The sequence below is a fragment of the Enterobacter sp. FW301-JW81 genome (assembly GCF_058788735.1).
The window spans coordinates 254187-281026 of sequence record NZ_JBYTBA010000005.1 but is presented as its reverse complement, the minus strand read 5'-3'; the positions used below and the strand labels follow the sequence as shown (position 1 = coordinate 281026).

Genomic DNA, 26840 nt, shown 5'->3' with positions numbered 1-26840 from the left:
CACACAACAGATAACGGAGTGCGCCATGCCTTTACCTGATTTCAAATCCTCTGAACCTTTTACCCTCGGCATCGAACTCGAACTGCAGGTGGTTAACCCGCCGGGGTACGATCTCAGCCAGGACTCCTCCGCGCTTATCGCCGCCGTCAAGGACGACATCAAAGGCGGCGAGGTCAAACACGACATCACCGAAAGCATGCTCGAAATCGCCACCGGCGTGTGCCAGAACATCGACCAGGCGGCCGCGCAGTTCTCGGTGATGCAGCAGAGCATCCTGCGCGCAGCGGCGGAGCAGCATATCCAGATCTGCGGCGGCGGGACGCACCCGTTCCAGAAGTGGCAGCGTCAGGAGGTGTGTGACGACGAGCGCTATAACGTCACGCTGGAGCGCTTTGGCTATCTGATTTTGCAGGCAACGGTGTTCGGCCAGCACGTCCACGTCGGCTGTCGGACCGGGGATGACGCCATCTACCTGCTGCACGGCCTGTCGCGCTTTGTCCCGCACTTTATCGCCCTGGCGGCGGCCTCGCCGTACATGCAGGGTACGGACACGAAGTTCTCCTCGTCACGGCTTAACATTTTTTCAGGGTTCCCGGATAACGGCCAGATGCCGTGGGTCAACAGCTGGCAGGAGTTCGAGGGGCTGTTCCGCCGCCTGAGCGCAACCAGCATGATCGACAGCATTAAAGATCTGCACTGGGACATCCGCCCCAGCCCGCACTTCGGCACCGTGGAGGTGCGGGTGATGGATACGCCGCTGACGCTCGGCCACGCGATTAACATCGCCGGACTGATTCAGGCGACGTCCCACTGGCTGCTGACCACACGGCCCTATAAGCATCAGGAAAAAGATTTTCTGCTGTATCGCTTTAACCGTTTTCAGGCCTGTCGATACGGGCTGGAGGGGATCCTGACGGACGTGCACACCGGCGAGCACAAGACCGTGGCGGAGGATATCGCCTGGCTGCTGGAGCAGGTTGCGCCGTCGGCCGAGAAGCTCGGCGCGACGAGCGCAATCAATGAAATTGCCCTGCTGTTAAAGCAGGGCAAGAGCGAGGCGCAGCGCATGCGGGAGTTTATCGCCGATGGCGGCTCGCTGATTTCTCTGGTTCAGAAGCACTGCGAGCTGTGGGCGACGAGTCCGTAAGGCCGTGGCCCCACTCGCGCAGGCGCTGGAACAGCACGAACAGCGCCGGGATAAACAGGATCCCTACCACGGTCGCCACCAGCATGCCGCTGAACACCGTGGTGCCGATGATGCGGCGGCTCTGGGCGCCCGCCCCGGTCGCCAGCATCATGGGCAATACGCCGATAATGAACGACACGGCGGTCATCATCACCGCGCGGAAACGGCGCGAGGCCCCTTCGCGCGCGGCATCGACAATCGCCATCCCGTCCATGCGCCGCGCGCGGGCAAACTCCACGATAAGGATCGCGTTCTTGGCGGCGAGGGCTATCAATAGCACCAGACCTATCTGCACGTACACGTCGTTGGCGTATCCCGCCAACCACAGCCAGACCAGCGCCCCGCCGATGGCGAACAGCACCGAGAGCATCACGCTCGCCGGGAGCGTCCAGCTCTCGTACTGGGCCACGAGGAATAGCCACGCCATCACCACCGCCGCCAGCACGATCCACATCGCCTGGTTGCCGGTCTGCTGCTCCTGATACGACATGCCGCTCCAGGCATAGTCATATCCGGCGGGCAGATGCTTCGCCAGAATCTCGCCCATCGCCGCCATCGCTGTGCTGCTGCTCACTCCTTCCGCTGCCGAACCGCTTACCGAGACCGACGGGAACTGGTTGTACTGCTGCAGGAACGGCGCGCCGACGGTCGGCGTGATGGTCACGAGGTTGCTCAGGCGCACCCGCTCACCGCTGTTGCTGCGCACGAACAGTTCGCTAATCTGCTCGGCACGCTCGCGCCACTGCATCTCGTTCTGCATGACCACGTGGTAAACGCGATTATTCACGCTGAAATCCCCGGCGCGCGTGCCGCCGAAGGCGGTTTGCAGGCTGCTGAAGATGCGCGACACCGGCACGTCAAGACGGGCGGCGCGCTCGCGGTCAACGGTCAGCGTCAGCTGCGGCACGTTGCTGCTCCAGGTGGTGAACACGCGACTCAGCTGCGGATGCTGGTTGGCTTTCGCCAGCACCTCGCGCGTCACGCGCTCAAGCTCCGCCGGGCTCTGCCCCGCCTGCGCCTGAATGCGCAGGTCGAAGCCAGAGGCGTTGCCCAGCCCCGGCAGCGTCGGCGGTGCGAAGGTCATAATGGTCGCTTCCGGCAGGGCCAGCAGCTGGCGCTGCAGGGTGCCCATCACCTCGTCCAGCGGCGGCCGCTCGCTCCAGTCCTTCAGCATGATGGAGATAAACCCGCCGTTGGAGGCGCTGGTGCCGTTGAGAATGTTAAACCCGGAGACCTGAATCACGTCCTCTACCGCCGGGTTTTTGGCGATAAGCTCGCGCGCGGTGGTCATCACCGCTTCGGTCCGCTCCAGCGACGCCGCTTCCGGCAACTGAACGCTGGCGAAGAAGTAGCCCTGGTCTTCCTGCGGCAGGAAGCCTTTTGGCATCGACGTAAAGCTGAACGCCACCACGGCCGCAGCACACGCGGTAGCCAGCAGCGCCAGCCACGGGCGTAGGTTTAAAACGTTCACGATGCGGGTGTAGAAACCGCGCGTAGCGTCCAGCCCGCGATTAAAGGCGCGATAGAGTGCCGCAGGTTTCTCCGGGCGCGGACGCAGCAGCATCGCGCACAGCGCGGGCGTCAGGGTCAGTGCCACCAGGCTTGAGAGCGTGACGGCCGTCGAGAGCGTCACCGCGAACTGGCGATAAAGCTCGCCGACAATCCCCGGCAGCAGCGCCACCGGCACAAACACCGCCAGCAGCACCAGCGTCGTCGCAATCACCGGCCCGGCAATCTGGCGCAGCGCCAGCGCGGTCGCCGCCGTTCTGCTCTGCCCTTCCGCCATCAGCGTTTCGACGCTCTCCACCACCACGATGGCGTCATCCACCACCATGGTCAGCGCCAGAATAATGGCGAACAGGCTGAGGGTGTTGGCGGAATAGCCCAGCGTGTAGAGCACCGCGAAGGTGCCCACCAGCGACACCGGAATGGCGAGCGCCACAATCAGCGTTGCGCGCCAGCTTTGCAGGAACAGGGAAACGACCACCACTACCGCCAGCATGGTCAGCGCCAGCGAGACGCCGATCTCTTTGATCGTCGCCGCGACAAAGGTGGTGGTGTCGAATTTCACCTCATAGACCAGGTCGTCCGGGAAGCGCGTCGAGAGGCGCTCCAGCTCCGCGCGCACCGCGTCGGCCACGCGCAGGGCGTTGGCGGACGGCGTCGGGTAGATGCCGAGGTAGGCGGAGTCGTGCCCGTTCAGCTGCGCGCCGGAGCTGTAGCTGCGCGAGCCGAGTTCAATGGTGGCGATGTCCTTCAGGCGCACCAGCTGGCCCATCTCCCCGGCGCGAATAATGATGTTGGCAAAGTCGTCGGCCTGGCTTAAGCGCCCCAGCCCGTTGATGGTCAGGGTCTGCTGCTGGCCGTTAAACACCGGCGGCGTGCCGACCTGGCCTGCTGCGCCCTGCACGTTTTGCTCGCGCAGCGCCTGCGCCACGTCGTCGGTGGTGACGTTCAGGGCGTTCATGCGGTCTGGACGCAGCCAGATGCGCATGCTGTAGTCGCGCGCGCCAAACATCTGCACCTGTCCGACGCCCGGCAGACGAGACAGCGCCTCGCGCACCTGGGTGCTGGCGTAGTTGCTGACGAACAGCGGCGTGTGGGTGTTGTTCGGTGAGTAAAGACTTACCCCCATCATCAGGTTGGTGGCCCGCTTGCGCACCTGCACGCCGTTTTGCTGCGCCTCGGCGGGCAGCTGCGCCACGGCCTGCGCCACGCGGTTCTGCACGTCGATGGCGGCAAGGTCCGGATCGGTACCCGCCGCAAAGGTAATGTTCAGGCTGTACGAGCCTTCGTCCGAGCTCGTGGACTCCATATAGAGCATGTGATCCACGCCGTTTAGCTGGGTCTCCAGCGGCGTGGCGATGGCCTCCGCCACGTCAGCCGAGCTGGCGCCGGGCCATGACGCTGACACATTCACGACCGGCGGCGTGATCTGCGGGTACTGCTCTACCGGAATAATCCTCAGCGCGATGGCTCCGAGCAGGGTGATGACCAGCGCAATCACCATCGCGAAGCGCGGGCGTTTGATGAAAAACGTCAGCATGATGGCTCCTTAATTCAGTATCTGGACGGCAGCGCCGGGCTGCACGCGCTGCGCGCCGTCAGTGATTGCTCGCTCACCGGGCTTCACGCCGGAGGTAACCTGGAACTGCTGGCCAATCTGTCCGGCGACCTTCAGCGGGCGCATTTCGGCTTTGCCGTCGGCGTTAACCACCCAGGCAAAGAACCCGTCGCCGTTCTGCTGGACCGCCGCGGCGGGCAGGGTCAGAACCGGCTGCTCGCTTGCCGGGCGCAGGGTCACGTTCACGTTGCCGCCGGGCAGAAGCTGATGGCGCGGGTTGGCAAACTCGGCGCGTAGCATCACGCTGGCGGTGCGCGGGTCGATGCGGTTATCCACGGACGTCAGCTCACCGGGGATACGCTGACCGTTGCTGTCGATTAACGCCTGCCAGGCCTGCTTCATGGCGCTGATATCCGCATGCTGTCCGGCTTTGGTGGCAAACGCCCCCTCTTCGAGCGCAAAGGCGATGCGGATCGGATCGAGCTGGACCACCTCCACCAAAACGCCGCTCGCCGGATTGACCAGGCTGCCGACGTGGAACTGGCTGTGCCCCACGCGTCCGTCAATCGGCGAGGCGATGCGGGTGTAGTTCAGGGTGATGCTGCGGGTGTCGAGACGGGCTTTCGCCTGCTCCAGCGCGGCGCTGGCGACGTCCCGCTGCATGCGGGCGTTATCCACGTCATGACGGCTGATGGCGTTACTGCTGCCCAGGCTTTCAAAGCGGGAAAGCTGCTGCTGTGCCTGACGCAGCGTGGCTTCGGCGCTTTTCACCTCGGCCTGCGCCAGGCGCAGGGCGGCGCGCGGCTCGGCGTCGTCCAGCTCGAACAGCACGTCGCCCTTTTTCACGTACTGCCCGTCGCGGAAGTGGATTTTGGTAATCACGCCTTCCGTGCGGGCGCGGAGCTCAACGGTGTGAATCGCTTCGATGCGACCCGGGATCTGACGCTCGGCGGCGTGGGCGGTCTGCTCCACGGCGGCGACGCGGACGGGAATGGCGGCAGCGAATGCGGGTTGCAGGGTGCAGGCGAGGAGCGCGAACAGGAGTGGGAATTTCATGGGAGTACCTCGGCGTTGTTTTCCCTCACCCCGGCCCTCTCCCACAGGGAGAGGGAGGTCAGAGTTCCCTCTCCCTGTGGGAGAGGGTTAGGGTGAGGGCAAAAAGTTATGCAGCCTTACGGAACCTGCGCGTCAGTCGCTTCTCGATTTCCACGACGAAGAACATCGCGCCCGCCACCGCTAGGGTCACAAACCAGTAGCGCAGCGGCAGCGCTTCGGTGCCGAACAGCATCTGCATAAACGGCAGATAGATAATGGCCGCCTGCAGCAGGAACAGCACGCCCGTTACCAGCCAGATACCTTTGTTCGCCAGCAGGCCGCGGTTAAGGGAGAACCCTTCAGTGTTGCGGCAGTTAATCATGTACACCCACTGGGCGCAGACCAGCATCTGCAGCAGCACGGTGCGGATGAACTCCGCGCTGTGGCCGCGCGGGGCCAGCCAGGCTTCCAGCGCAAAGGCGGCAATGGCAATCATGGTGCCGACGAAGGCCACGCGCCAGACGGCGTAGGCGTCCATCACATGCTGCCCGGTCTGGCGCGGCGGACGGCGCATGATGTTGCGCTCGGCGGCCTCAAAGGCCAGACCGAAGGAGAGCGTGGCGGAGGTCGCCATGTTCATCCACAGAATCAGCACCGGCGTCAGCGGAATGATGTTCCCCGCCAGCAGCGCAATTACAATCAGCAGCCCCTGCGCAAGGTTGGTCGGCATGATAAAGAGGATGGTCTTCTTCAGGTTGTCGTAAACGCGACGCCCCTCTTTCACCGCGCTGGCGATGGTCGCGAAGTTATCGTCCGTCAGGACCATGTCCGCCGCCTCTTTGGTCACTTCCGTGCCTTTGATGCCCATCGCGATGCCCACGTCAGCCTGACGCAGCGCCGGGGCATCGTTCACGCCGTCACCGGTCATGCCGACGATTTCACCTTTATCCTGCAGCGCTTTCACCAGGCGCAGCTTATGCTCCGGGCTGGTGCGGGCGAAAATGTCATACTTCACCGCCGCGTCCGCCAGCTCGGCGTCGTCCATTTTCTCCAGCTGGTAGCCGGTCACCGCCTGCTCGCTGTTGGTGATCCCCAGCATCTGGCCGATGCTCATCGCCGTCTGCGGGTGATCCCCGGTGATCATCTTCACGCGGATCCCCGCCTGCTGGCAGGCGCCGATCGCGTCAATCGCTTCCGGACGCGGCGGATCCATCATCCCGGCGATGCCGAGGAAGATCAGGCCGTGGCTCAGGTCGTCGTGCGTTAATGCCTGCTCGCCGCTGGCCGGCTTGAACGCCGCGGCAACCATGCGCAGCCCCTGACGCGCATAGCGCTCCATTTCAGCTTCCCAGTACGCGTGGTTAAAGGCTTCCGCGCCGTGACGGGTCTGCTGCTGCGCGCACAGGGCGAAAATGACGTCCGGCGCGCCGGTGATCAGGATCTGCTCCTCACCGCCAATCTGGTAGTGGGTGCTCATGTACTTGTACTGCGAGTCGAACGGGATCTTGTTAACCAGCGTGGTCATGACCGGCTCAAGGCTGGCCTTCGCCGCCAGCACCTTCAGCGCGCCCTCGGTCGGCCCACCGGTAATACCCCACAGGCCGCGCTCGTCCTGAATCATCTGGCTGTCGTTACACAGGTCGATGGTGCGCAGGTACTGCTCCAGCACGGTGCCCGGCTGGATCTGCACCGGCTCGTCGCTGCCTTCGAGGTAGATGTTGCCCACCGGCTCGTAGCTGTTGCCATCCACGCGGTAGCAGGCGTCGGCGGTGATGATGGCTTTGACCGTCATTTCGTTCATGGTCAGAGTGCCGGTTTTATCCGAGCAGACCACGGTCATCGCGCCCAGGGTTTCGACCGTCGGCAGCTTGCGGATAATCGCACGCTTGCGCGCCATCGCCTGCACGCCCAGCGAGAGGATGATGGAGATAATCGCCGGCAGACCTTCCGGTACGGAGGCCACCGCCAGGCTAATCAGGGAGAGCAGCAGCTCGCCCATTGGAATTTCGCGGAACACCAGGCTGAAGACAAACAGCGCGGCCATCATCGCCAGGATAATGGCGAAGATCGCTTTACCCAGCTTGTCCATCTGCACCAGCAGCGGCGTGCGGTGCTTTTCGATGCCCGCCATCATCTGGTTGATATGGCCGAGTTCGGTATCCTTGCCGGTCGCGGTGACCACGCCGACGCCGCCGCCCGCGCTTACGGTCGTCCCGGAGAAGACCATATTGGTGCGGTCGCCCAGCGGCAGTTCGCCGCTCAGCGGATTCGTGTGCTTATCCACCTCTGTGGATTCACCGGTCAGAATCGCCTCTTCCACGCGTAAATTATGCGCCTCGATTAAACGCATATCCGCCGGAATACGATCCCCCGCGCGTAATACAATAATATCGCCCGGGACTATTTCAGTTGTAGGGATAGTTTCGTGACTGCCGTTACGAATAACGCGCGCCTCGCTGGAGAGCATATTGCGAATACTCTTCAGGGATTTTTCCGCGTTGCTTTCCTGAATATGGCCAATTAAGGCATTGATCACCGCCACGCCCAAAATAACCAGCGTATCAACCCAGTGGCCCATTATTGCCGTTAATACGGCGGCGGCCAGCAGGACATAAATCAGGACATCATTAAAATGGGCTAAAAAACGCAGCCAGGCGGGTTTACCTTTTTTCTCCGGCAGCGCGTTCGGCCCCATTTTTTGCAGACGCGCCTGCGCCTCTGCGCGGTCCAGTCCGCCGGCCTGGCTCTGCGCGTGAGCGAGCACCTGCTCTACGGTCTGCTGGTATGCCAGCCCGCCGGAAGGCGGCACGTTTGGGGACATTTTTTTTTCGGTCATTGTATTTTTCCTTCAATATCCGGTGAACAGAAGCCTGAATTCCTTTCGGGCTTAAATAAATTCATTTTAAAGTCTTGCGGGGAAAATTGATCTACCGCAATATAATGACTTCTCGATTATTCAAAACTGATTAAAACTATTTCGATGACCTGATTTTTACAAAATATTTCTAAACCAACGCTAAACGAGGGGGAACCATGTTTGGTATTTATCGCGGACGACGCCTGGCGTTATACATTGTCGCAGCCATTGTTATTGCCACGTTAATTGGTTATAGCACCTATACATTTGTAAAATTATTTTCCTGATACGGACATTTATTTACATAACGCGATATTAATATGAACACCGGGTCGTATAGTGTTATTTATTCGCAGTAATAATGTCTTTGTTTTATTCAAAAAGGCCAGCTGGGCTGATATTGCTTTACGTTACAGAATGCCGGACAATGACATTTTTAACTGACGATTAACATTACGATGAAACACCCGTTAGAATCGCTGCTTACGGCGGGGGGCATTTTATTGCTGGCCCTGATCTCTTGCCTGCTGTTACCCGCGCCGTCGCTGGGTCTGGTGCTGGCGCAGAAGCTGATGACGACCTTTCACATGGTCGATCTGAACCAGCTCTACACCATTCTGTTCTGCCTGTGGTTTTTAGCGCTCGGCGCCATCGAATTCTTTATCCTGCGTTTCGTCTGGCGCCGCTGGTTTTCACTGGCGTCGTAAGCCGGTGAAGTCACGCATGCCGTGGATCAGCGCTTCACACCAGGCCGCGTAGTCGTGACCGCTGGATGAGGGATGGAAGCTGACGCGATACCCTTTCTCCCTCAACGCCTGTTCGAAATCCTGCGTAGTGCGATAAATGCCCCCGCCCGGCCCCGTGGTTTCAAACTTTCCGGCCTGCAGCCAGAAGCGTACCGGATACGGCGGCGACTGCTGATATTGCCGCGTCAGCCAGCCGGGAGCCTCCCCTTTCGGTGCCCACCAGTACGAACCTGAAAGACTCAGCACGTTACCAAACAGGCGCGGATAGCGCAGCGCGACCCATGACGACGCGATTCCCCCGTAGCTCGACCCCGCCAGCACCGTTTTCTGCCGCTGCATCGCGATACCCTGCCCGCGCAGCCACGGCAGCAGTTCATGCGCCATAAAGTCGGCGAAATCCGGGTTCGGCGGCAGCTCGTTGCCGCGTCGGGCGTGATCGAGGCTGTCGATAAACACCACGTTAATCGGCGGAAGATGATGGCGAGCGATCAGACCGTCCAGCACGTTCGCGAAATGGTACTCGTCCTGATAAATCTGCCCGTCGAAGAGGATGAGCGTCCAGCGTGCAGGCTGTGCGCCGCGCGGTTTATAGACCATCACCTCGCGGGTATTACCGAGGATATTGCTCCTGATGCTCTGGCGGCTTAATGACCCGTGGACCAGTGGCTGAGCCGTGGCCTGCACGGAGCAATAGCGTGCCGGGCTGAGATCGAGCAGCGAATAGCGGTTCCAGCGATCCGTCTTTTGTTCACCAAAGGTATTCGGGTTGAGCGGATCGGCCTGGGCGCTCACCAGGATCGCGCGACGTTGATCGCGTGAGGAACCCTCGACGATCGGCACATCGGGCGCGAGCTTGTACTGCATCACCGTGTCAGCGGGCACCACATAGCTGCGGAACCAGACGTCGCTGTTGCCCAGGCGGAACAGCGGGTCGTGATCCCCCGCCGGTGAGCCGAGAATAAAGACGTTATCCCGCGCGCCGCGCCACAGGAAGGTGACGCGCTTATGTTCTGCGTCTACTGGCTCCACCATCGGCGTTCCCTGCCGAATCTGCGTCTGCCAGAACGCGTCGGTACTCCCTCCGGCAGCAATCTCTTTTGCCAGCGCCTGAAGCGTCGGGCTTTCAGGTGCAAGCATCTGTACGCGCGGTAGCGCAGATGTCTCTTTCATCCGCCACTGAAAACGCCAGGGTTTACCCGCTTCGCCGTGCAGGACCAGCGAGGTGCTCTGCTTTTCCGGCAGGGCAAAAAGCAGCGTGTGTTCGCCATCGGCGGGCCCATTTTCAACCAACGTACGAATGCGGCGGTTTTGCCCGTCCAGCAGGCGGGCATCCGTTACGCCATGCAGCGTGGCGGAGACATAATTTTCAGCAAGCTCTGGCAGCATAAAACAGACTTCACCGCTGGCATCAAACTTCCCCTGGACGTCTCCCTGCCGGGAAGAGTGTTCGCAGGTTGCCGCCACCGCAGGCAGCACACCTATCCCGAGTAATAATCCGCTCCATACCCTCTTCATTACCGCTTGTTCCCTGACGAAATTTGTTATCAACGCTAATGCAAATGGTAATAATTTGCAATATCATCTAACGCGTTTTAACGGTGTTTTTATGGCGATAGCAACCAAGGATGAGTAGAAAAAATGTTTAAGAATAATAAGATAATGCAACTCTGGCTGCTGAGTCTGGCGACGACCAGCGTGGCGGCTCAGGCTGAAAATAGAGAAGAAACCATAACGGTGACGCAGAGCGTGAGTGAAGAACCCACCGCCCCGGTAAAAGGGATTGTGGCAACCCAAACGCTCTCCGCGACCAAGACCCGCGCGGAGATCGTGAAAACGCCGCAGTCGGTATCGGTGATCACCCGCGATCAGATGAACATGCAGGACGTGACATCCGTATCGCAGGCGCTGCGCTACTCGGCGGGCGTGTTTACCGAGTACCGCGGCTCGTCGAACCGTAACGACGAGGTGTTCGTGCGCGGCTTTAGCTATGTGCCGAAATTCCTCGACGGCCTGAGCTTCGGCGCAACAGCCTCGTCCCAGACGGGTACGATTGACCCGTGGTTACTGGAGCGCGTGGAGCTGGTGCGTGGCCCGGCGTCGGTGCTGTTTGGTCAGGTCAACCCTGGCGGGTTAATCAGCATGACCAGCAAACGGCCGACCGCGGAATCCATCCATAACGTGCAGTTCCGCACCGGCAATAACGATCTGGCAGAAGGCGCGTTTGATTTCGGCGGCAAGCTGAGCGACGACGGCCGCGTGCTGTATCGCGTCAACGGTATCGCCCGTACCCAGCATAATCAGGTGGATGATTATAAAGAGACGCGGATGGCGATCGCGCCTGCTATCACCTGGTACCCGAACGATCAGACCCGCTTTACGCTGCTGACCAGCTACCAGAAGGATCCGGATGCGGGCTACCGCAACTTCCTGCCCGCCTACGGCACGGTCAAAAGCGTCGACGGGAAATACATCCCGCGCGACTTTAACGTCAGCGATCCGAATTACAACCAGTCCTGGCGTGAGCAGACGACGATCGGCTACGAGCTGGAACATCAGTTCGCCGACGACCTCACCTTCCGCCAGAACGCGCGTTACGCCAGCATCAAACAAAAATACCGTTACCTCGTTTACGCCAGCAGCGCGGCCAACAGCACGGTATTGACGCGACGCGCGCAGCATGAAGAGCGCACCACCAACGAATTTGGCCTGGATAACCAGCTTGAGTATCTGATGGAGACCGGCAGCGTCAGCCACACCCTGCTCGGCGGGTTCGACTACAAGACCAGCAAAGATAAACAGCTGCTGGAACGCGGGAGCGGTTCACAGTATGACCTCGACTGGACGAACCCGGTGTACGGCGTGAACGTGGATGAAAGCACCTTCAAAACGGCCACCGACGAGCAGCAAAATCTCGACCAGATGGGGCTTTATTTGCAGGATCAAATGAGCTGGAACAGCTGGGAATGGCTGGTCTCCGGGCGCTACGACTGGAGCGAAGTGCGAACTCATGACTTCACCAACGGCAGCTTAACCCAGCAGAACGACAGCAAGTTCACCTGGCGAACCGGCCTGCTGTACGCGTTCGATTCTGGCCTGTCGCCGTACGTCAGCTACAGCACCTCGTTTGAACCGAACCTGCAAACCAACCGCGCGCCAGGCGTTGCCCCCTTCAAGCCAACCACCGGGGAGCAGACCGAGATTGGCCTGAAGTATCAGCCGGTCGACAGTACGCTGATGACCCTCGCGCTGTACGATTTAACCCAGGACAACGTGGCGACCTACAACAGCGCCGAAGGCTGGTTTGAGAACGCGGGTAAAGTGCGTTCGAAAGGCGTTGAGGCGGAAATCCACTCCACGCTGATGGACAACATCAACCTGATTGGCTCATACACTTACACCGATGCGAAAACCAAAAGCACGACGGTGGCGGGAACAGAAGGCAAAACGCCGGCGCGCATTCCGGCGCATATGGCATCGGCGTTTGCCAGCTATACCGTTCCGGGCGGCGCGCTGAAGAGCCTGACCGCTGGCGTGGGGATGCGCTACATCGGTACCAGCTACGGCGATGCGAAGAATACCTTCAAGGTGCCGTCGGTGGATCTGTATGACGCGATGCTGAGCTACGATCTGGGCGAGATAAACCGCAGCCTGAAAGGGGCGAGCGTGCAGTTCAACGTCAATAACGTTGCGGACACGAAATATGTTGCGTCGTGCGCAAGCGATACAGCGTGCTTCTACGGGATTGGCCGAACGGTGACGGCGACGGTGAATTATCGGTGGTAAGTTATTTGTAGGCCCGGTAAGCGTAGCGCCACCGGGCAATTACGGGCACCGAGCCCACAAAAAAGCCGGGTGGCGGCTACGCCTTACCCGGCCTACACGCGACATGTTAGTGTGTCTGGCTATGATTCTCTTTACGGTACGCACCCGGCGGCTGGTTGAAGGTGCGGGTAAATATGCGGGTAAACGTCTGCTGCGAGTCAAACCCGTAACGCAGGCAGATCTCATACACGCGCTCGTCCGACTCACGCAGATCCCGCGCCGCCAGCAGCAGCTTGCGTTCACGGATATAGCGTCCCAGACTCTCCCCCTTGTACTGCATAAACAACCGCTGCAGGTGCCATTTCGAGTAACCCGCGTGGCGGGCAATCTCTTCTATACGTAATGGCTGATGCAGGTTGTCGTCGATCCATTCGACGATAGTGTCGATGACTTGAGCGGAAATGGTCATACTGCTCTCCCTCTCTGCTTCTTGCTTAAACATTATTCCCACCACGCGCGAAACGTTTGGGTGGTGTCACTCACCCGGACGGGCTCGCCCAGCTCCGGCGTCAGCAGCCGATAATTTTTGTCCTTGCTGGCTTTGGCCAGCTGGATCAGCGGGTCGTTCCAGGCGTGTTTCGCCAGCACGAAGCGTCCGTTATGTCCGGGCACCACGGCTTTGGCATTAAGATCCGCCGAGGCCTGCGCCGTTTCATCCGGCAGCATGTGGATGTACTTCCAGTCCTGGTCGTACTGGCCGTTTTCCATAATGGCCAGGTCAACCTCGCCAAACTGCTCGCCGATGGCCTTAAAGTGCGGGCCGTAACCGGAATCGCCGCTGTAGTAAACCTTCTGCTCAGGCGTGACGAACATAAAGCTGCCCCACAGGGTTCGATCGCGCTTGATGCCGCGCCCCGAGAAGTGGCGCGCCGGCAGAACATGCACCGTCAGTTCATCACTGATGCGCACCGACTGGTTCCAGTCGCGCTCGTCGATAATGTCGGGGTTCATCCCCCAGTAGCGCAGGTGGGATCCGACGCCCAGCGGCGTCACCACGCGCTTCACCTTCGGCAGCAGCGCCCTGATGGTGGCGTAATCCAGATGATCGTAGTGATCGTGCGAGATAATCAGCAGGTCGATCTCCGGCATGCTTTCAGCGCGCCACGGATACTCGCCGGCGAAGGCTTTATTGAGGAACGAGAACGGCGCGGCATAGTTGCCGAGCACCGGGTCAATCAGGATGCGCTTGCCCGCAAGCTGCAGATACCACGAGGAGTGGCCGAGCCACACCAGGGTGTCCTGCTCCAGAGGCAGGCTTGCAAGATCGGTTTTCACCAGCGGCAGCGGCCGGGCCGGACGTGCGTTTTCGGTTTTTTTGGTCAGAAAATCCCACGTCGCGACCAGCATATTTTTGTCGCCGTTGTAGCCCGGCGTCGGCAGCGTATTGTGGAATTTCCCTTCGCGATACTGCGGAGAGGCCTCCACTTCGGTGAGCTGCTCGCCCTGCGGCGGCTGGCCAAATCCGGCATTCAGAACACAGGGTAAAGTTGCAGCTGAAGCAATAATCATGATTAACACCACGCAGATGAAGAGAGGTTTTTTCATATCCTGACCCGAAAACGCGCCCCATCCGATAGTTTGCGCGGGGTAAACTTGATTATGAGTGAGTAAGCACTCATTATAGATATGATGATAAAGTCGTCAAGACGTTTTCGATCTTTGACATTCCGCGTTGCAGCGTGTCAAAGCACGTGTTTCAATCGGGGTTTTTACAATTGACAGGGGGAAAAATTTAGTGGCACGTCCGAAGAGTGAAGATAAAAAACAGGCCTTACTGGAAGCCGCAACGGTGGCGTTTGCACAGTCAGGTATTGCCGCCTCAACGGCGTTAATTGCCCGTAACGCGGGCGTCGCCGAAGGCACTCTGTTTCGCTACTTTGCTACAAAAGACGATCTGCTGAATGCCCTCTACCTGCACCTGAAGCAGGATCTCTGCCAGGCGATGCTGTCCAACCTGGATCGCAGCCTTACCACGCCGAAAGAGCACACGCGAAACATCTGGAACAGCTACGTTGACTGGGGGATCAAAAACCCTCTCGCGCACGCCGCGATTCGCCAGCTTGGCGTCAGCGAGAAGATCAACGCCGAGACGGAACAGGCCGTGAAAGAGATGTTCCCCGAGCTGCATGAACTCTGCCGCCGCTCGGTACGTCAGGTGTTTATGTCCGACGAATTTAAAACGTTCGGCGATGCGCTTTTCCTGTCGCTGGCCGAATCCACGATGGAATTTGCCACCCGCGATCCTTCCCGCGCCGTTGATTTTAAAGCGCTCGGTTTTGATGTGATGTGGCGCGGTCTTGCCTATGAGGACGCCAATGGAGAGTAAAGCCTTACAGGAGCACGCCATGCACGTGGCCCTGGAGCTGCCGTTCGCCGAACACTGCTGGCCGTTTGGGCCGGAATTTGACGTGTTTAAAGTGGGCGGGAAAATTTTCATGATTGTGGCGGTCGCGCACGGGCGGCCGCACGTCAGCCTGAAATCAGACCCGGAGAAATCTCTGCTCAATCAGCAGATCTATCGCGGAATAGAGCCGGGCTACCATCTGAGTAAAAAGCACTGGATCTCCCTTTACGGCACTGACGACGTGACGCCGGAGCTGGTGACCGACCTCATCAATGATTCCTGGAATCTGGTGGTGGATAAGCTGCCCAAAAAAGACCAGAAGTGGATCCGGCCGGCCTGATTGTTCGTCTGAGACGAACAGAGTAAGCGCTCGAATTGCACTTATCTTTTTCCGCGTCCCGCTGTAATCTGCTCACCTTTCGCGCCCGCACGCGGGCGAATTTCATCACCAGGAGTTGTTATGGATATCATTTCTGTCGCCCTGAAACGCCACTCAACCAAGGCGTTCGACCCAGCCAAAAAACTGACCGCTGAAGAAGCGGAAAAAATCAAAACCCTGCTGCAGTACAGCCCGTCCAGCACCAACTCCCAGCCGTGGCACTTTATCGTGGCCAGCACCGAGGAAGGAAAAGCGCGCGTGGCGAAATCCGCCGCGGGCACCTATGTGTTCAACGAACGCAAAATGCTGGATGCTTCTCACGTGGTGGTGTTCTGCGCGAAAACCGCGATGGACGACGCCTGGCTGGAGCGCGTCGTGGACCAGGAAGAGGCGGATGGCCGTTTCAACACGCCAGAAGCTAAAGCCGCAAACCACAAGGGCCGCACCTATTTTGCCGACATGCACCGCGTGGATCTGAAAGATGACGACCAGTGGATGGCGAAGCAGGTTTACCTGAACGTCGGCAACTTCCTGCTGGGCGTTGGCGCACTGGGTCTGGACGCGGTACCGATTGAAGGTTTCGACGCCGCGATCCTCGACGAAGAGTTTGGCCTGAAAGAGAAAGGCTTCACCAGCCTGGTGGTGGTACCGGTTGGGCACCACAGCGTGGAAGATTTCAACGCCACGCTGCCGAAATCCCGCCTGCCGCTGAGCACGATTGTCACCGAGTGCTAATCCCTTCTGGCACGCTGGGTTCCGGCGTGCCTGTTTTCAATAAAGCGTAATCTGCGGATGCTTCACCCCACACACCAGCGCGTAGCGCGTTAACGTATCAAGGCTCGCCCGGGTAATATTCGCTTCCATTCTGGAAACCGTTGGTGCGCTGACGCCCATTCTTTCTGCAACCTGAGCACGCGTCAGGCCAGCCTGGTTTCGCCATTGCGCCAACATTTCGCGCAAGCGCTCTTTACGTTCTTCGGCATCAAAAGAAGCCTGAACGTCTGAATCGCTTAACAGCTCCGCTCTGAGTTCATCCCAGTCAATAATCTTTTTGCTCATCCAACATCTCCTGTTGTCGTTTCAATGCCAGACGGAGTTCAGCAGAGGGCGTTTTTTGCGTTTTCTTGATAAATACCCGCAGCAGAAAAATTGTCTTTTCCCGCTGATAAACGTAGATCCCACGAGTGTGGATCAGCCCGACGGTTCTGATTTCAAACAAACCATAGGGTAAGGGCTTGCTGTCAGGTTCTCTCAGGACTGTCGGGTTAGTGCGTAATTTATCAAGCTGTCGAATCAGCTTCGCCTGTACCCCAGCAGGCAGTGAGAGAATCTCTTCCCTGACCGCCTCATGAACAATAAGTCTGAACACGGTTTTTCATCCCTGATGATATTAGCATGTAAGGCAATTTGCATTAAAGGCTAATTTAGCCTTTCGTGTCTCACCTTACCCGCTTTAAACAGGCAGAACCGGATCCGCGTTGATTCCCTGAAACCGTCTCGCAAAAAACTTATTTCCCTTGCTCCGCCAGCCACGCCATCGCCCGCTCCCCCGCCTCATCTACCGGCAGATAAACCAGCAGCCGCGACCCGTTTCGCGGCGCGGAGTACCAGTACATCTGCTGCAAAGTAAATTCCCCCAGCTCAGGATGGGTAAACAGCTTGAGCTGATTTTCCACGCCGCGCACGTCGTTGCGCTGGTGCCACAGGGTTTTGAACTCTTCAGACACCGCAAAGAAGCGCGCCAGTTTAGCCTCCCACAGCGGGTCGCCCCGGTGTTCGGCCATCGCCGCCCGGAAGTAGGAGACAAATATCGGCAGCACGTCGTCGCGCCTGCCGAGACGCGCGCGCCACGCCGGATGCGTGAGGAACAGGTAAATACAGTTGCGGTCTTCTGGTGGAATTTCATTGAAATCGACGCCCATCAGATGCCCGAAGCTGTCGTTCCACGCCACGATATCGAAGTTCGGTTTCTGGATGCTGGCCGGTTTCGGCAGCAGGGTATCGAGCAGGCGGCGCGTGCCTTCGCTGATGCCCTCGCAGCAGACCGCCTGCGGCGCTTCACCCGGCGGCAACCCTGCCAGCACAAAGAGGTGTCGGGCCTCGGTTGGGGTGCATTGCAGCGCTTTCGCCACCGCCGCCATCACCGCGCTGGACGGATTGACGTCCCTGCCCTGCTCCAGCCAGGTGTACCAGGTCACGCCCACGTCAGCGAGCATCGCCACCTCTTCCCGGCGCAGGCCCGGCGTGCGGCGCCGACCGCTGCGCGGCAGGCCGAGACGCTGGGGGTCGAGGCTTTCACGCCGCGCGCGCAAAAATGCACCCAGCTGTTTTCGTGTGTCGTCCTGACGTGAGGCAACCGGTTCAGACATCAAGGCCATAAATCCCCCTGCATGGTAGTGCCAGTACCAGTATAAGCAAGAACTGGTACCCGTTTATCAGATGGTTGATGCTACGACCATCTGTTGAATGACGCAATGGAGTTACCATGAATACGTCAGTTGTTTCACCGGGTCGCGCTGGCCTGATATTGCTGTTAACCGGCCAGATGCTGCCGATGATTGATACCTCAATCACCAACGTGGCGCTGGACGCTATCACCCATTCACTGCACGCTACCGCCACCGAGCTGGAGCTGATCGTCGCGCTTTACGGCGTGGCCTTTGCCGTCTGCCTCGCCCTCGGCAGCAAGCTCGGGGATAATTTTGGCCGTCGTCGTCTGTTTATGTTGGGCGTGGGGATCTTTGGCCTGACCTCGCTGCTGTGCGGCATGGCGGGCAACATCGAACAACTGCTGGCCGCGCGCATCGTTCAGGGCGCAGGAGCCGCGCTAATCATGCCGCAAATTCTTGCCACGCTGCACGTGACGCTGAAAGGTACCGCCCACGCGAAAGCCATTAGCCTGTTTGGCGGCATCGGCGGGATTGCGTTTATCGTCGGCCAGATGGGCGGCGGCTGGCTGGTGTCGGCGGATATCGCCGGGCTGGGCTGGCGTAACGCCTTCTTTATCAACGTGCCGATTTGTCTGGTGGTGCTTGCGCTGAGCCGCCGTTTCGTACCGGAAACCCGTCGCGAGACGCCGTCCCGCATCGACTGGGCTGGAACCGTGATGCTGGCCATCATGCTTTGCTGCCTGCTGTTCCCGATGGCGCTTGGTCCACAGTGGCACTGGTCCTGGCCGCTGAAGGCGATGCTTTTCGCCCTAATCCCGCTGGCCTGGCTGATGGCGCTGAACGCGCGCAAAAAAGAGCGTAATAATGCCCATCCGCTGATCCCGCCGCGCCTGCTTGCGCTTCGCAGCGTTCGCTTTGGCGTACTGATTGCGATGCTCTTTTTCAGCGTCTGGTCCGGGTTTATGTTTTGCATGGCGCTCACCATGCAGAGCGGTCTGGGGATGGTGCCGTGGCAGTCCGGGAACAGTTTTATCGCGCTGGGCGTGACCTACTTTATTTCCGCGTGGTTCGCGCCGCGTCTGATTGCCCGCTACAGCACCAGCACCATTCTGCTGACGGGTCTGGCGATCCAGATTATCGGCCTGCTGGCGCTGATGGCGACGTTCCGGCTGTGGGGTATGAACAACACCGCGCTGACGCTGGCACCCGCCACCGGGCTGGTGGGCTACGGGCAGGCGCTGATCGTGAACAGCTTCTACCGCATCGGCATGCGCGATATTCAGCCTGACGACGCGGGGGCCGCGAGCGCCATTCTCAGCACGCTGCAGCAGGCCGCGTTGGGGCTGGGTCCGGCCATTTTTGGCGCGATTCTGCTGCACGCGCTACAACACCATCACGGGGATTACACCCAGGCGGTAAACGTCTTCCTGATGGTGGAAACGGCCATGATGGTGGTGCTGGCCCTGGCGACGCTGCGCATGCGCCATCGCCTGTGCCTGCCGGCAGTGAAAGTCTGTCAGGCCGCCAAATAAGTCCGTGAATTTGCATAATAGATCCGCAGCCGCCATTATGGGGCTGCATCAATACAGGAGACGTTATGCAGGAATTAATTGCTCAGGTTGAAGAGTTAGGCATTGAAATTAATCACACCACCTCTTTAGTGATTATCTTTGGTATTATTTTTCTTACCGCCATTATCGTTCATTTTATTCTGCACAAAGTGGTGCTGCGGGCTTTCGAAAAACGCGCGCAGGCCAGCAGCCATTTATGGCTGCAGATCATTACCCAGAATAAATTATTTCACCGTCTGGCCTTCACCCTTCAGGGGATAATCGTTAACGTTCAGGCGGTACTGTGGCTGCAAAAAGGCAGCGAAGCGGCGGAAATTCTCACCACCTGCGCGAAGCTGTGGGTCATGGTGTATGCCCTGCTTTCCTTCTTCTCGCTGCTGGACGTGATTTTCAATCTGTCGCAAAAAATGGCGACCGCGTCGCAGCTGCCGCTGAAGGGGATCTTCCAGGGCATTAAGCTGGTGAGCGCCATTCTGGTGGGGATTTTGATTATCTCCCTGCTGATCGGCCAGTCTCCGGCGATTCTGATAAGCGGCCTGGGCGCTATGGCTGCGGTATTAATGCTGGTCTTCAAAGACCCGATACTGGGGCTTGTGGCCGGTATTCAGCTCTCCGCCAACGATATGCTCAAGCTTGGCGACTGGCTGGAGATGCCAAAATACGGCGCCAACGGAACGGTGACGGACATCGGCCTGACCACCGTCAAAGTGCGCAATTTCGATAACACCATTACCACCATCCCGACGTGGGCGCTGGTCTCCGACGCCTTTATCAACTGGAGCGGCATGTCCGCCTCCGGCGGGCGACGCATTAAGCGCAGCCTGAATATCGATACCACCAGCATTCATTTTCTCGACGAGCAGGAGCAGCAGAAGCTGATTCAGGCGAAGCTGCTGAAGCCCTATCTTGCCGCGCGTCATGAGGAAATTAACCTGTGGAATCAGCAGAACGGCGAAGGCGAATCGGTATTAAACCTGCGCAAGATGACCAATATTGGCACCTTCCGCGCCTACCTGAATGAATATCTTCGCAACCATCCGCGCATTCGTAAAGATATGACGCTGATGGTGCGCCAGCTCGCGCCTGACGCGAATGGTTTACCGATTGAAATATATGCCTTCACCAACACGGTGATCTGGGCGGAATATGAGGAGATTCAGGCGGACATCTTCGACCATATTTTTGCGGTAGTGGATGAATTTGGTCTGCGCATTCACCAGTCGCCGACCGGGAATGATATTCGCGCCCTTGCGGGCGCTGTAGCCAGATAATCAGGCGCTGGCGCGGGAAATAAAGCGCCAGTCCATCATCACTCTTTCCGTGGGCGCATCCGGGTTGTCGATCTTATTTAAGAGCAGATTGACTGCCTTGCGCCCGATATCCCGCGACGGCTGCTCAATGGTGGTGAGCGAAATCATGTCCGCCAGCTCGGTGCCGTCAAAACCGACAACCGCGATATCCTCCGGCACGCGCAGTCCCGCCTGCTGAATCGCACGCAGCGCGCCAGCGGCCAGGGTGTCCGATACCGCAAATACCGCGTCCGGCGGGTTTTCCTTCAGCAGATTTTGCATCGCGGCCATTCCGGCGCGGGAGCTGAGATCGCTCGCGTACTCCACCGCCTGATACGCCAGGTCTTTAAGGTGGATCACGCTCTTGTAGCCGCGCTCGCGCAGGCGGGCATATTTATAGCTGAGGTCGTGGTTGATCATCGCGATACGCGTACGGCCGCTCTCGGCCAGCTGGCTGACGGCATGCTGCGACGCATCGACGTCGTTAATCCCCACGCAGGAGACTGCGCCCGCATCGGCGTATTCGGCGCACTGCACCCACGGCGCGGCACCAATCAGCGCGGCAAGTTCCGGCAGCTTCGAGAAGGCGTCCATGGTGATAATGCCGTCGACAATTTTGCCGGAGAGCAGGCTTAAGCCCGAGCGGGAACGTTCGATGTCCGAGCCGGAATTGCACAGCAGAATGCGGTAGCCGTTTTTCTCAGCCTCTTCTTCAATGCCCTTCACCACCTCGGCGCAGAACGGGTTGGCAATGTTAGAGACCATCACCAGGATCATGTAGCTGCGGGCGGTACGCAGCTGGCGCGCCAGCAGGTTGGGCTGGTAGTTGCTCTCCTGGATCGCCTGCAGGACGCGCTCGCGATTTTTCGCCTTCACGGTGTCGCTGTTGTTGAGCACGCGGGAAACCGTCGCCACGGAGACCCCGGCCAGCTGAGCGATTTTCTGAATTGACATAGCGACGACACATCCTGCGGTTAGCGTTTTGTGCAGGCTACCATAAATTCGCTGCCCGGCGAACCGGGCAACGCGTTACTGCGCCACGCGAACCCAGCGCTGTTGCTGATGGCTTTTTACTATCGCATCAATGATATACATCACGTTCGCGCCATCGTGGAAGGTGGCAAACGCGGGCCGATCCGGCATTGCGCCCGCCTGCACGGCGCGGTAGAACTGCGCCATCATATTTTTAAAGGCGTCCGGCCAGCCTTCAATATGCCCGCCGGGAAAATGGGCGCTGTCGGCCACGTCAGGGTTCATCAGGCTCGGGTCGTCGGTAAGCGTCTGGTTTGCCTGCGCGCGATGGCCAATCCACAGCTGCTGCGGGTTCTCCTGATCCCACGCCACCGACCGCTCGCTGCCGTTGATCTCAAACGCCAGGCGATTTTTGCGCCCCGCGCTCACCTGCGAGACGCTAAAGCTGCCTTTGCTGCCGTCGTCAAAGCGAAACAGCACCGAACCAAAGTCTTCAGTGGTGACCGGTTTGTCCTCATAGCGGGCGTGCTCGTCATGCACGAAGGTCTGATTTCCGGCCACGTTAGCCTTGCGCGTCGGCCAGACGATAGCGAGGTCGGCCATCACCTCGGTGATGCGGCGGCCAGTGACAAACTGCACCGTGTCGCACCAGTGGGAGCCGATATCCGCCACCGCGCGCGACGCACCGCCCAGCGCGGCATCCACGCGCCAGTTATAGTCGGTTTCCAGCAGCATCCAGTCCTGCAGATAACTGCCGTGCGCGGCAAACACCCGTCCAACGCTACCCGCGCGCAGCATGCTCGCGGCCTGGCGCACCATCGCAAACTGGCGATAGACAAAGCTCACGCCGTGCACCACGCCCGCCCGCTCTGCCAGCGCCACCAGCTCGCGCGCCTCGTCCGGAGTCATGCACAGCGGCTTCTCGGAAAAGACGTGCTTTCCCGCGCGCAGGATCTGGCGGTTAATCTCCGCGTGCAGGTGGTTTGGCGTGCAGTTGTGCACCACGTGCAGATTGGGATGTGCGAGTAACGCATCCACGCTGCCGTAGGCGTGCGGGACGTTAAGCCGACGCGCCTTTTCCTGCGCCTGCGCCAGCGTGCTGTCGCACAGCGCGACGACATGGACAAAACCCAACCGCCTGAGCGCCTCGATATGCGCCGGGCCGATAAACCCGCTGCCGATAATGCCGACGTTAATCATGGCTGCCTCCTGCCGCGAAATCGTCAAACGCGCGCCCGGAGACCGGGATAATGTGGCGGCGGATAAACGCGCTGCCCTCACTCGCGCCGGTATCACCGTCCTTCAGGCAGCACTCCCACTCCAGTACCGCCCAGCCGTCGTAGTCGTACTGCGTCAGTTTGCTGAAAATGCCCTTGAAGTCGATCTGCCCGTCGCCCAGCGAACGGAAGCGACCGGCACGGTTGATCCACGGCTGATAGCCGCCGTACACGCCGCTCCGTCCGCTGGCGCGGTATTCGGCATCCTTCACGTGGAATGCTTTGATGCGCGCGTGATAGATGTCGATAAAGGCCAGGTAGTCCATCTGCTGCAGCAGCATATGGCTCGGGTCGTAGAGAATGTTGCAGCGCGGGTGGTTATCCACCAGGGCCAGAAAACGCTCAAACGTCACCCCGTCGTGCAGATCTTCCCCCGGATGCAGCTCAAAACAGACGTCTACGCCCTGTTCATCGAAGGTATTCAGAATCGGCCGCCAGCGGGCTGCCAGCTCCCCGAACGCTTCCTGAAAACGCTGCTCGTTATGCGGCGGCCACGGATAGAAAAACGGCCAGGCCAGCGAGCCGGAGAACGTGGCGTGTGCTTTCAGGCCCAATCTGGCGGAGGCGAACGCCGCCTGCTTCAGTTTCTCCGTGGCCCACGCCCGGCGGGCCGCATCGTTACCGCGCACTGACGCGGGCGCGAAATGGTCAAACGCGTCGCTGTAAGCCGGGTTTACCGCCACAAGCTGCCCTTCAAGATGGGTCGACAGCTCGCTGATGACAAGCCCGCGTGCGGCCAGCGTAGCGGTGACTTCATCGCAATAGGTCTGGCTCTCTGCGGCTTTCTCTACATCAAAAATGTGCGGATGATTGCAGGGGATCTGCACCGCTTTATAGCCCTTATCTGCCGCCCACCCCACCAGGCCGTCGAGCGAGTTAAACGGTGCCTCTTCGCCAATAAACTGCGACAGAAAAATACCGGGTCCTTTCATCGTTCTCATACCACCTCCAGAACGTTACGCCTTGTCATCGTCATACCTGAACGTGAGAAGGAAAATAAGCGCGATCGCCGCGGCGGCCACCGCCGGGATCCACCAGAATGTCACCCACGCCTGCGGCACGGTCTGACCCGCCACCAGGCGGTTGTAGAGCGCCCCGGAAATCTGCGAGCCGAGCAGCATCCCGATACCGTAGGTGAACATCACTATCATGCTCTGCGCCTGGCCTTTTACTTTTTCGCCCGCCACGCGGTCGGTATAGATAAAGCCCACCACAAAGAAGAAGTCATAGCACACGCCGTGCAGCAGAATGCCGATGTACAGCAGGAAGCGCCCCTCCTCGCTCACGCCCAGCGCGAACATGGCGTAACGCACAAACCACGCCAGCATGCCGATCAGCAGCATAATTTTCACGCCCAGGCGGCGGAACAGCAGCGGGATCACCAGCATGAAGACGATCTCCGACATTTGCCCGAACGACATCGCAGTGCTGACGTCCACAATCCCCGCGTCTGCCAGATAAGACGCGGTATAGGCGTAGTAGGTACCGAGCGGCACGGAAATCAGCATCGCGCAGACGGAGAAGACGAAGAAGTGACGGGTTTTAAGCAGCGCGAAGGCATCCGCACAGAACAGATCGCGCACCTTAACCGGCAGCCCTTTAGCGGGGGCCGGGGTGTGCGGCAACGTCAGGCTGTAGATGGCCAGCAGCACGGAGCTGGCCGCGGCCACCTGAAAAATAGTGACGCTTGCGGACACGCCGGTGACGCCAATAAATATACCCGCCGCAATCCAGCCGATAGTGCCGAACACGCGAACCACCGGGAAGGTTTTATCGACGTTTGCCAGGCTGTGAAACGCGATGTTGTTGGTCAGCGCCAGCGTTGGCATGTAGCAGAGCGTGTAGCCAAACAGCAGGCCGATCAGCAGCGCGCCGTTTTCAGCAACGAGCGCGCCCGGAACGAACCACAGAATCGCCGCGCCCGCGAGATGCATCACCGCCATCACCTTCTGCGAAGCGAAGAAGCGATCCACCAGCATGCCGAGCACAAACGGCGAGAGAATAGAGGCGATTGGTCCGGCGGAGAACGCATCGCCAATCAGCAAAGACATGTTGTGCTGGGTCATTACCAGGCCGAGCGTAACCGACCAGCTACCCCAGATAAAAAACTGCAAAAACATCATCAGCGACAGACGCGGAACCAGCAGCCGGTGCTGTGCTATCGCCTTTCCACTACTTTCAGTTGTTGACACCATGATGAGCCTCACCCAGAAAAAGTAATCGATTACAAAACAGTTCAAATAAAAAGTAATCGATTACAAATTAAAGATCCTGTGGATCGAAACAGATTTGGGAGGAGGGTCACGATAAAGGTGGAGTGGTGCTTTATAGGCCCGGTAAGCGTAGCGCCACCGGGCGTGAGGGCATGTGCGGTCTGGTATGGTGCAGTCTGGTGCCCTCACCCCGGCCCTCTCCCACAGGGAGAGGGAGCAAACACTAAAAACGGCAACCAGGTTGCCGTTTTGCTTTTACCTACGCGAGAGCTTAAATGCAATAAACAGGAATACTACCCATACCGGCAGCAGCATCGCCGACAGGCGCATATCATCCATGGTGCACATCAGCACCAGAATCAGCCCGAGGAAAGCGATACAGAGATAGTTCCCCGCCGGGTAGAGCAGCGCCTTGAACTGCGTCTCGCGTCCCTTGCGGCGCATCGCGGCGCGAAAGCGCAGGTGCGCCAGGCAGATCATGATCCAGTTCAGCAGCAGCGTGGCGACAACCAGCGCCATCAGCAGGCCAAAGGCCTCTTTCGGCAGCAGGTAGTTGATCAGCACCACCAGTGAGGTAATCGCGCCAGAGAGCAGCAGGGAGTTGACCGGCACGCCGCGACGGCTGACGCGGGTGAGGAACTTCGGCGCGTTGCCCTGCACCGAGAGGCCAAACAGCATGCGGCTGTTGGAGTAGACGCCGCTGTTATAGACCGACAGTGACGCAACCAGGATAACGAAATTCAGCGCAGAAGCGACCACGTTGCTGTTCAGATCGTGGAAAATCATCACGAACGGGCTGCTGTCGGATTTCACTTCCACCCACGGATAAAGTGCCAGCAGCACCACCAGCGAGCCGATGTAGAACAGCAGAATACGGTACACCACCTGGTTAACCGCTTTTGGAATGCTCTTATGCGGGTCGCGCGCTTCGGCGGCGGTAATGCCAATCAGCTCCAGCCCACCGAAGGAGAACATGATCACCGCCAGGGAGAGGATTAGCCCTTTCCAGCCGGTGGCGAGGAAGCCGCCGTGCTGCCAAAGATTGTCAATCGTGGCGCGCTCGCCGCCGTGGCCGGAGAACAGCAGCCACAGGCCAAAGCCGATCATGCCGATAATCGCCAGCACCTTGATCAGCGCAAACCAGAACTCGGTTTCACCGTACAGGCGCACGTTGACGAGGTTAATGGCGTTAATAATGATGAAGAAGGCCGCCGCCCAGATCCACGTCGGGACATCCGGCAGCCAGTACTGCATATAGATGCCTGCGGCGGTCAGCTCCGCCATCCCTACCAGCACGAACATCACCCAGTAGTTCCAGCCGGACAGGAAGCCTGCAAACGGGCCCCAGTATTTATAAGCAAAGTGCGCAAAGGAGCCTGAAACCGGCTCTTCAACGACCATCTCGCCAAGCTGGCGCATGATCAGGAAGGCGATAACCCCGGCGATACCGTAACCCAGCAGAACCGCGGGGCCGGCCATCTGAATAGCGGGGCCGATGCCGAGAAACAGCCCGGTACCGATCGCGCCGCCAAGGGCAATTAACTGAATATGTCGATTTTGCAAACCACGTTGCAGCGTCGGATTCTGATCCGACGAGGCTTCAGCGCTACCATGGCCTGAAGCGGATGACGCGTCTTTCACGTCCTACCCCTGTCTCTTTTTTAGAAGGGGCACGTTTTAACACTTCATGCTGGA

General features: G+C 59.2%; 22 protein-coding genes. 8 read left to right on the top strand and 14 right to left on the bottom strand.

Annotation, left to right across the window (positions count from 1 at the left end; all coding sequences use genetic code 11):
* The first annotated feature begins 25 nt into the window (after positions 1–25).
* Positions 26–1147: a YbdK family carboxylate-amine ligase gene (locus tag AC3WOK_RS17000; RefSeq protein WP_063429409.1), complete on the top strand. Its 1122-nt coding sequence runs from the start codon at positions 26–28 to the stop codon at positions 1145–1147.
* Here AC3WOK_RS17000 and AC3WOK_RS16995 read toward each other — a convergent pair.
* From AC3WOK_RS16995 to AC3WOK_RS16985, 3 genes are all read right to left on the bottom strand, one after another.
* Positions 1077–4232 carry an efflux RND transporter permease subunit gene (locus AC3WOK_RS16995; protein WP_492354849.1) on the bottom strand — a complete coding sequence of 1052 codons (3156 nt, stop codon included), beginning with the start codon at positions 4230–4232 and terminating at the stop codon, positions 1077–1079. The two genes, AC3WOK_RS17000 and AC3WOK_RS16995, sit on opposite strands and share 71 nt — an antisense overlap.
* A gap of 9 nt (positions 4233–4241) precedes the next feature.
* Positions 4242–5306, bottom strand: coding sequence for an efflux RND transporter periplasmic adaptor subunit (locus AC3WOK_RS16990; RefSeq protein WP_492354848.1), 1065 nt, complete (start codon positions 5304–5306; stop codon positions 4242–4244).
* A 106-nt stretch (positions 5307–5412) separates the two neighbouring features.
* Positions 5413–8121 carry a cation-transporting P-type ATPase gene (locus AC3WOK_RS16985; protein ID WP_492354847.1) on the bottom strand — a complete coding sequence of 903 codons (2709 nt, stop codon included), beginning with the start codon at positions 8119–8121 and terminating at the stop codon, positions 5413–5415.
* Positions 8122–8600: 479 nt separating this feature from the next.
* Here AC3WOK_RS16985 and AC3WOK_RS16980 point away from each other — a divergent pair, with 479 nt between their 5' ends.
* Positions 8601–8849, top strand: coding sequence for a DUF1158 domain-containing protein (locus tag AC3WOK_RS16980; RefSeq protein ID WP_010428319.1), 249 nt, complete (start codon positions 8601–8603; stop codon positions 8847–8849).
* Here AC3WOK_RS16980 and AC3WOK_RS16975 read toward each other — a convergent pair.
* Positions 8835–10403, bottom strand: coding sequence for an alpha/beta hydrolase-fold protein (locus tag AC3WOK_RS16975; RefSeq protein WP_059312588.1), 1569 nt, complete (start codon positions 10401–10403; stop codon positions 8835–8837). The two genes, AC3WOK_RS16980 and AC3WOK_RS16975, sit on opposite strands and share 15 nt — an antisense overlap.
* A 123-nt stretch (positions 10404–10526) precedes the next feature.
* On the opposite strand from AC3WOK_RS16975, the gene AC3WOK_RS16970 reads away from it, so the two are divergent.
* Entirely contained in the window at positions 10527–12671 is a 2145-nt protein-coding gene (locus tag AC3WOK_RS16970) for a TonB-dependent siderophore receptor (protein ID WP_492354846.1), read from the top strand.
* Between the two features lie 106 nt (positions 12672–12777).
* Here AC3WOK_RS16970 and AC3WOK_RS16965 read toward each other — a convergent pair whose 3' ends face one another.
* Complete coding sequence (locus AC3WOK_RS16965; RefSeq protein ID WP_032673604.1) at positions 12778–13119, bottom strand: RamA family antibiotic efflux transcriptional regulator; 342 nt, start codon at positions 13117–13119, stop codon at positions 12778–12780.
* Between the two features lie 32 nt (positions 13120–13151).
* Positions 13152–14255 carry an MBL fold metallo-hydrolase gene (locus AC3WOK_RS16960; RefSeq protein ID WP_492354845.1) on the bottom strand — a complete coding sequence of 368 codons (1104 nt, stop codon included), beginning with the start codon at positions 14253–14255 and terminating at the stop codon, positions 13152–13154.
* A 190-nt stretch (positions 14256–14445) separates the two neighbouring features.
* Between AC3WOK_RS16960 and AC3WOK_RS16955 the strand changes: the two genes are divergently transcribed.
* From AC3WOK_RS16955 to nfsB, 3 genes are all read left to right on the top strand, one after another.
* A complete protein-coding gene (locus AC3WOK_RS16955) occupies positions 14446–15036 on the top strand; it encodes a TetR/AcrR family transcriptional regulator (protein ID WP_059312591.1) in 591 nt (196 codons plus the stop codon).
* The gene (locus AC3WOK_RS16950) at positions 15026–15394 is read left to right on the top strand and encodes an MmcQ/YjbR family DNA-binding protein (RefSeq protein WP_492354844.1); all 369 of its coding nucleotides are present in this window, start codon (positions 15026–15028) and stop codon (positions 15392–15394) included. The genes AC3WOK_RS16955 and AC3WOK_RS16950 overlap by 11 nt, the downstream gene beginning before the upstream one ends.
* A 120-nt stretch (positions 15395–15514) precedes the next feature.
* Positions 15515–16168: an oxygen-insensitive NAD(P)H nitroreductase gene (nfsB, locus tag AC3WOK_RS16945; protein ID WP_059312301.1), complete on the top strand. Its 654-nt coding sequence runs from the start codon at positions 15515–15517 to the stop codon at positions 16166–16168.
* A 36-nt stretch (positions 16169–16204) separates the two neighbouring features.
* Here nfsB and AC3WOK_RS16940 read toward each other — a convergent pair whose 3' ends face one another.
* The 3 genes from AC3WOK_RS16940 to AC3WOK_RS16930 all read right to left on the bottom strand — a co-directional run bounded on the left by AC3WOK_RS16940 (position 16205) and on the right by AC3WOK_RS16930 (position 17811).
* Positions 16205–16492 carry a helix-turn-helix domain-containing protein gene (locus tag AC3WOK_RS16940; protein WP_063432519.1) on the bottom strand — a complete coding sequence of 96 codons (288 nt, stop codon included), beginning with the start codon at positions 16490–16492 and terminating at the stop codon, positions 16205–16207.
* Positions 16473–16802 (bottom strand): type II toxin-antitoxin system RelE/ParE family toxin, encoded by a 330-nt coding sequence (locus AC3WOK_RS16935; RefSeq protein WP_048026897.1) that lies wholly within the window; start codon positions 16800–16802, stop codon positions 16473–16475. The genes AC3WOK_RS16940 and AC3WOK_RS16935 overlap by 20 nt, the downstream gene beginning before the upstream one ends.
* A gap of 139 nt (positions 16803–16941) precedes the next feature.
* Positions 16942–17811 carry a helix-turn-helix transcriptional regulator gene (locus AC3WOK_RS16930; RefSeq protein WP_063955404.1) on the bottom strand — a complete coding sequence of 290 codons (870 nt, stop codon included), beginning with the start codon at positions 17809–17811 and terminating at the stop codon, positions 16942–16944.
* 107 nt (positions 17812–17918) lie between these two features.
* On the opposite strand from AC3WOK_RS16930, the gene AC3WOK_RS16925 reads away from it, so the two are divergent.
* Entirely contained in the window at positions 17919–19355 is a 1437-nt protein-coding gene (locus AC3WOK_RS16925; RefSeq protein ID WP_492354843.1) for an MFS transporter, read from the top strand.
* 65 nt (positions 19356–19420) lie between these two features.
* The gene (locus AC3WOK_RS16920) at positions 19421–20665 is read left to right on the top strand and encodes a mechanosensitive ion channel family protein (protein ID WP_447855213.1); all 1245 of its coding nucleotides are present in this window, start codon (positions 19421–19423) and stop codon (positions 20663–20665) included.
* Here AC3WOK_RS16920 and AC3WOK_RS16915 read toward each other — a convergent pair whose 3' ends face one another.
* From AC3WOK_RS16915 to pheP, 5 genes are all read right to left on the bottom strand, one after another.
* The gene (locus tag AC3WOK_RS16915) at positions 20666–21637 is read right to left on the bottom strand and encodes a LacI family DNA-binding transcriptional regulator (RefSeq protein WP_492354842.1); all 972 of its coding nucleotides are present in this window, start codon (positions 21635–21637) and stop codon (positions 20666–20668) included.
* A 75-nt stretch (positions 21638–21712) separates the two neighbouring features.
* Positions 21713–22855, bottom strand: a complete 1143-nt coding sequence (locus AC3WOK_RS16910; protein WP_492354841.1) for a Gfo/Idh/MocA family protein — start codon at positions 22853–22855, stop codon at positions 21713–21715.
* Positions 22848–23873, bottom strand: a complete 1026-nt coding sequence (locus tag AC3WOK_RS16905) for a sugar phosphate isomerase/epimerase family protein (RefSeq protein WP_447855211.1) — start codon at positions 23871–23873, stop codon at positions 22848–22850. Before AC3WOK_RS16905 ends, AC3WOK_RS16910 begins: the two co-directional genes overlap by 8 nt.
* 15 nt (positions 23874–23888) lie before the next feature.
* Complete coding sequence (locus tag AC3WOK_RS16900) at positions 23889–25127, bottom strand: MFS transporter (protein ID WP_063956701.1); 1239 nt, start codon at positions 25125–25127, stop codon at positions 23889–23891.
* 273 nt (positions 25128–25400) lie between these two features.
* The gene (pheP, locus tag AC3WOK_RS16895) at positions 25401–26786 is read right to left on the bottom strand and encodes a phenylalanine transporter (RefSeq protein ID WP_059312312.1); all 1386 of its coding nucleotides are present in this window, start codon (positions 26784–26786) and stop codon (positions 25401–25403) included.
* Positions 26787–26840 lie beyond the last annotated feature (54 nt).

Coding starts and splice junctions, on each gene's coding strand:
- AC3WOK_RS17000 (WP_063429409.1), top strand. CDS start 26: ATGCCTTTACCTGATTTCAAATCCTCTGAACCTTTTACCCTCGGCATC.
- AC3WOK_RS16995 (WP_492354849.1), bottom strand. CDS start 4,232: ATGCTGACGTTTTTCATCAAACGCCCGCGCTTCGCGATGGTGATTGCG.
- AC3WOK_RS16990 (WP_492354848.1), bottom strand. CDS start 5,306: ATGAAATTCCCACTCCTGTTCGCGCTCCTCGCCTGCACCCTGCAACCC.
- AC3WOK_RS16985 (WP_492354847.1), bottom strand. CDS start 8,121: ATGACCGAAAAAAAAATGTCCCCAAACGTGCCGCCTTCCGGCGGGCTG.
- AC3WOK_RS16980 (WP_010428319.1), top strand. CDS start 8,601: ATGAAACACCCGTTAGAATCGCTGCTTACGGCGGGGGGCATTTTATTG.
- AC3WOK_RS16975 (WP_059312588.1), bottom strand. CDS start 10,403: ATGAAGAGGGTATGGAGCGGATTATTACTCGGGATAGGTGTGCTGCCT.
- AC3WOK_RS16970 (WP_492354846.1), top strand. CDS start 10,527: ATGTTTAAGAATAATAAGATAATGCAACTCTGGCTGCTGAGTCTGGCG.
- AC3WOK_RS16965 (WP_032673604.1), bottom strand. CDS start 13,119: ATGACCATTTCCGCTCAAGTCATCGACACTATCGTCGAATGGATCGAC.
- AC3WOK_RS16960 (WP_492354845.1), bottom strand. CDS start 14,255: ATGAAAAAACCTCTCTTCATCTGCGTGGTGTTAATCATGATTATTGCT.
- AC3WOK_RS16950 (WP_492354844.1), top strand. CDS start 15,026: ATGGAGAGTAAAGCCTTACAGGAGCACGCCATGCACGTGGCCCTGGAG.
- nfsB (WP_059312301.1), top strand. CDS start 15,515: ATGGATATCATTTCTGTCGCCCTGAAACGCCACTCAACCAAGGCGTTC.
- AC3WOK_RS16940 (WP_063432519.1), bottom strand. CDS start 16,492: ATGAGCAAAAAGATTATTGACTGGGATGAACTCAGAGCGGAGCTGTTA.
- AC3WOK_RS16930 (WP_063955404.1), bottom strand. CDS start 17,811: ATGGCCTTGATGTCTGAACCGGTTGCCTCACGTCAGGACGACACACGA.
- AC3WOK_RS16925 (WP_492354843.1), top strand. CDS start 17,919: ATGAATACGTCAGTTGTTTCACCGGGTCGCGCTGGCCTGATATTGCTG.
- AC3WOK_RS16920 (WP_447855213.1), top strand. CDS start 19,421: ATGCAGGAATTAATTGCTCAGGTTGAAGAGTTAGGCATTGAAATTAAT.
- AC3WOK_RS16915 (WP_492354842.1), bottom strand. CDS start 21,637: ATGTCAATTCAGAAAATCGCTCAGCTGGCCGGGGTCTCCGTGGCGACG.
- AC3WOK_RS16910 (WP_492354841.1), bottom strand. CDS start 22,855: ATGATTAACGTCGGCATTATCGGCAGCGGGTTTATCGGCCCGGCGCAT.
- AC3WOK_RS16905 (WP_447855211.1), bottom strand. CDS start 23,873: ATGAGAACGATGAAAGGACCCGGTATTTTTCTGTCGCAGTTTATTGGC.
- AC3WOK_RS16900 (WP_063956701.1), bottom strand. CDS start 25,127: ATGGTGTCAACAACTGAAAGTAGTGGAAAGGCGATAGCACAGCACCGG.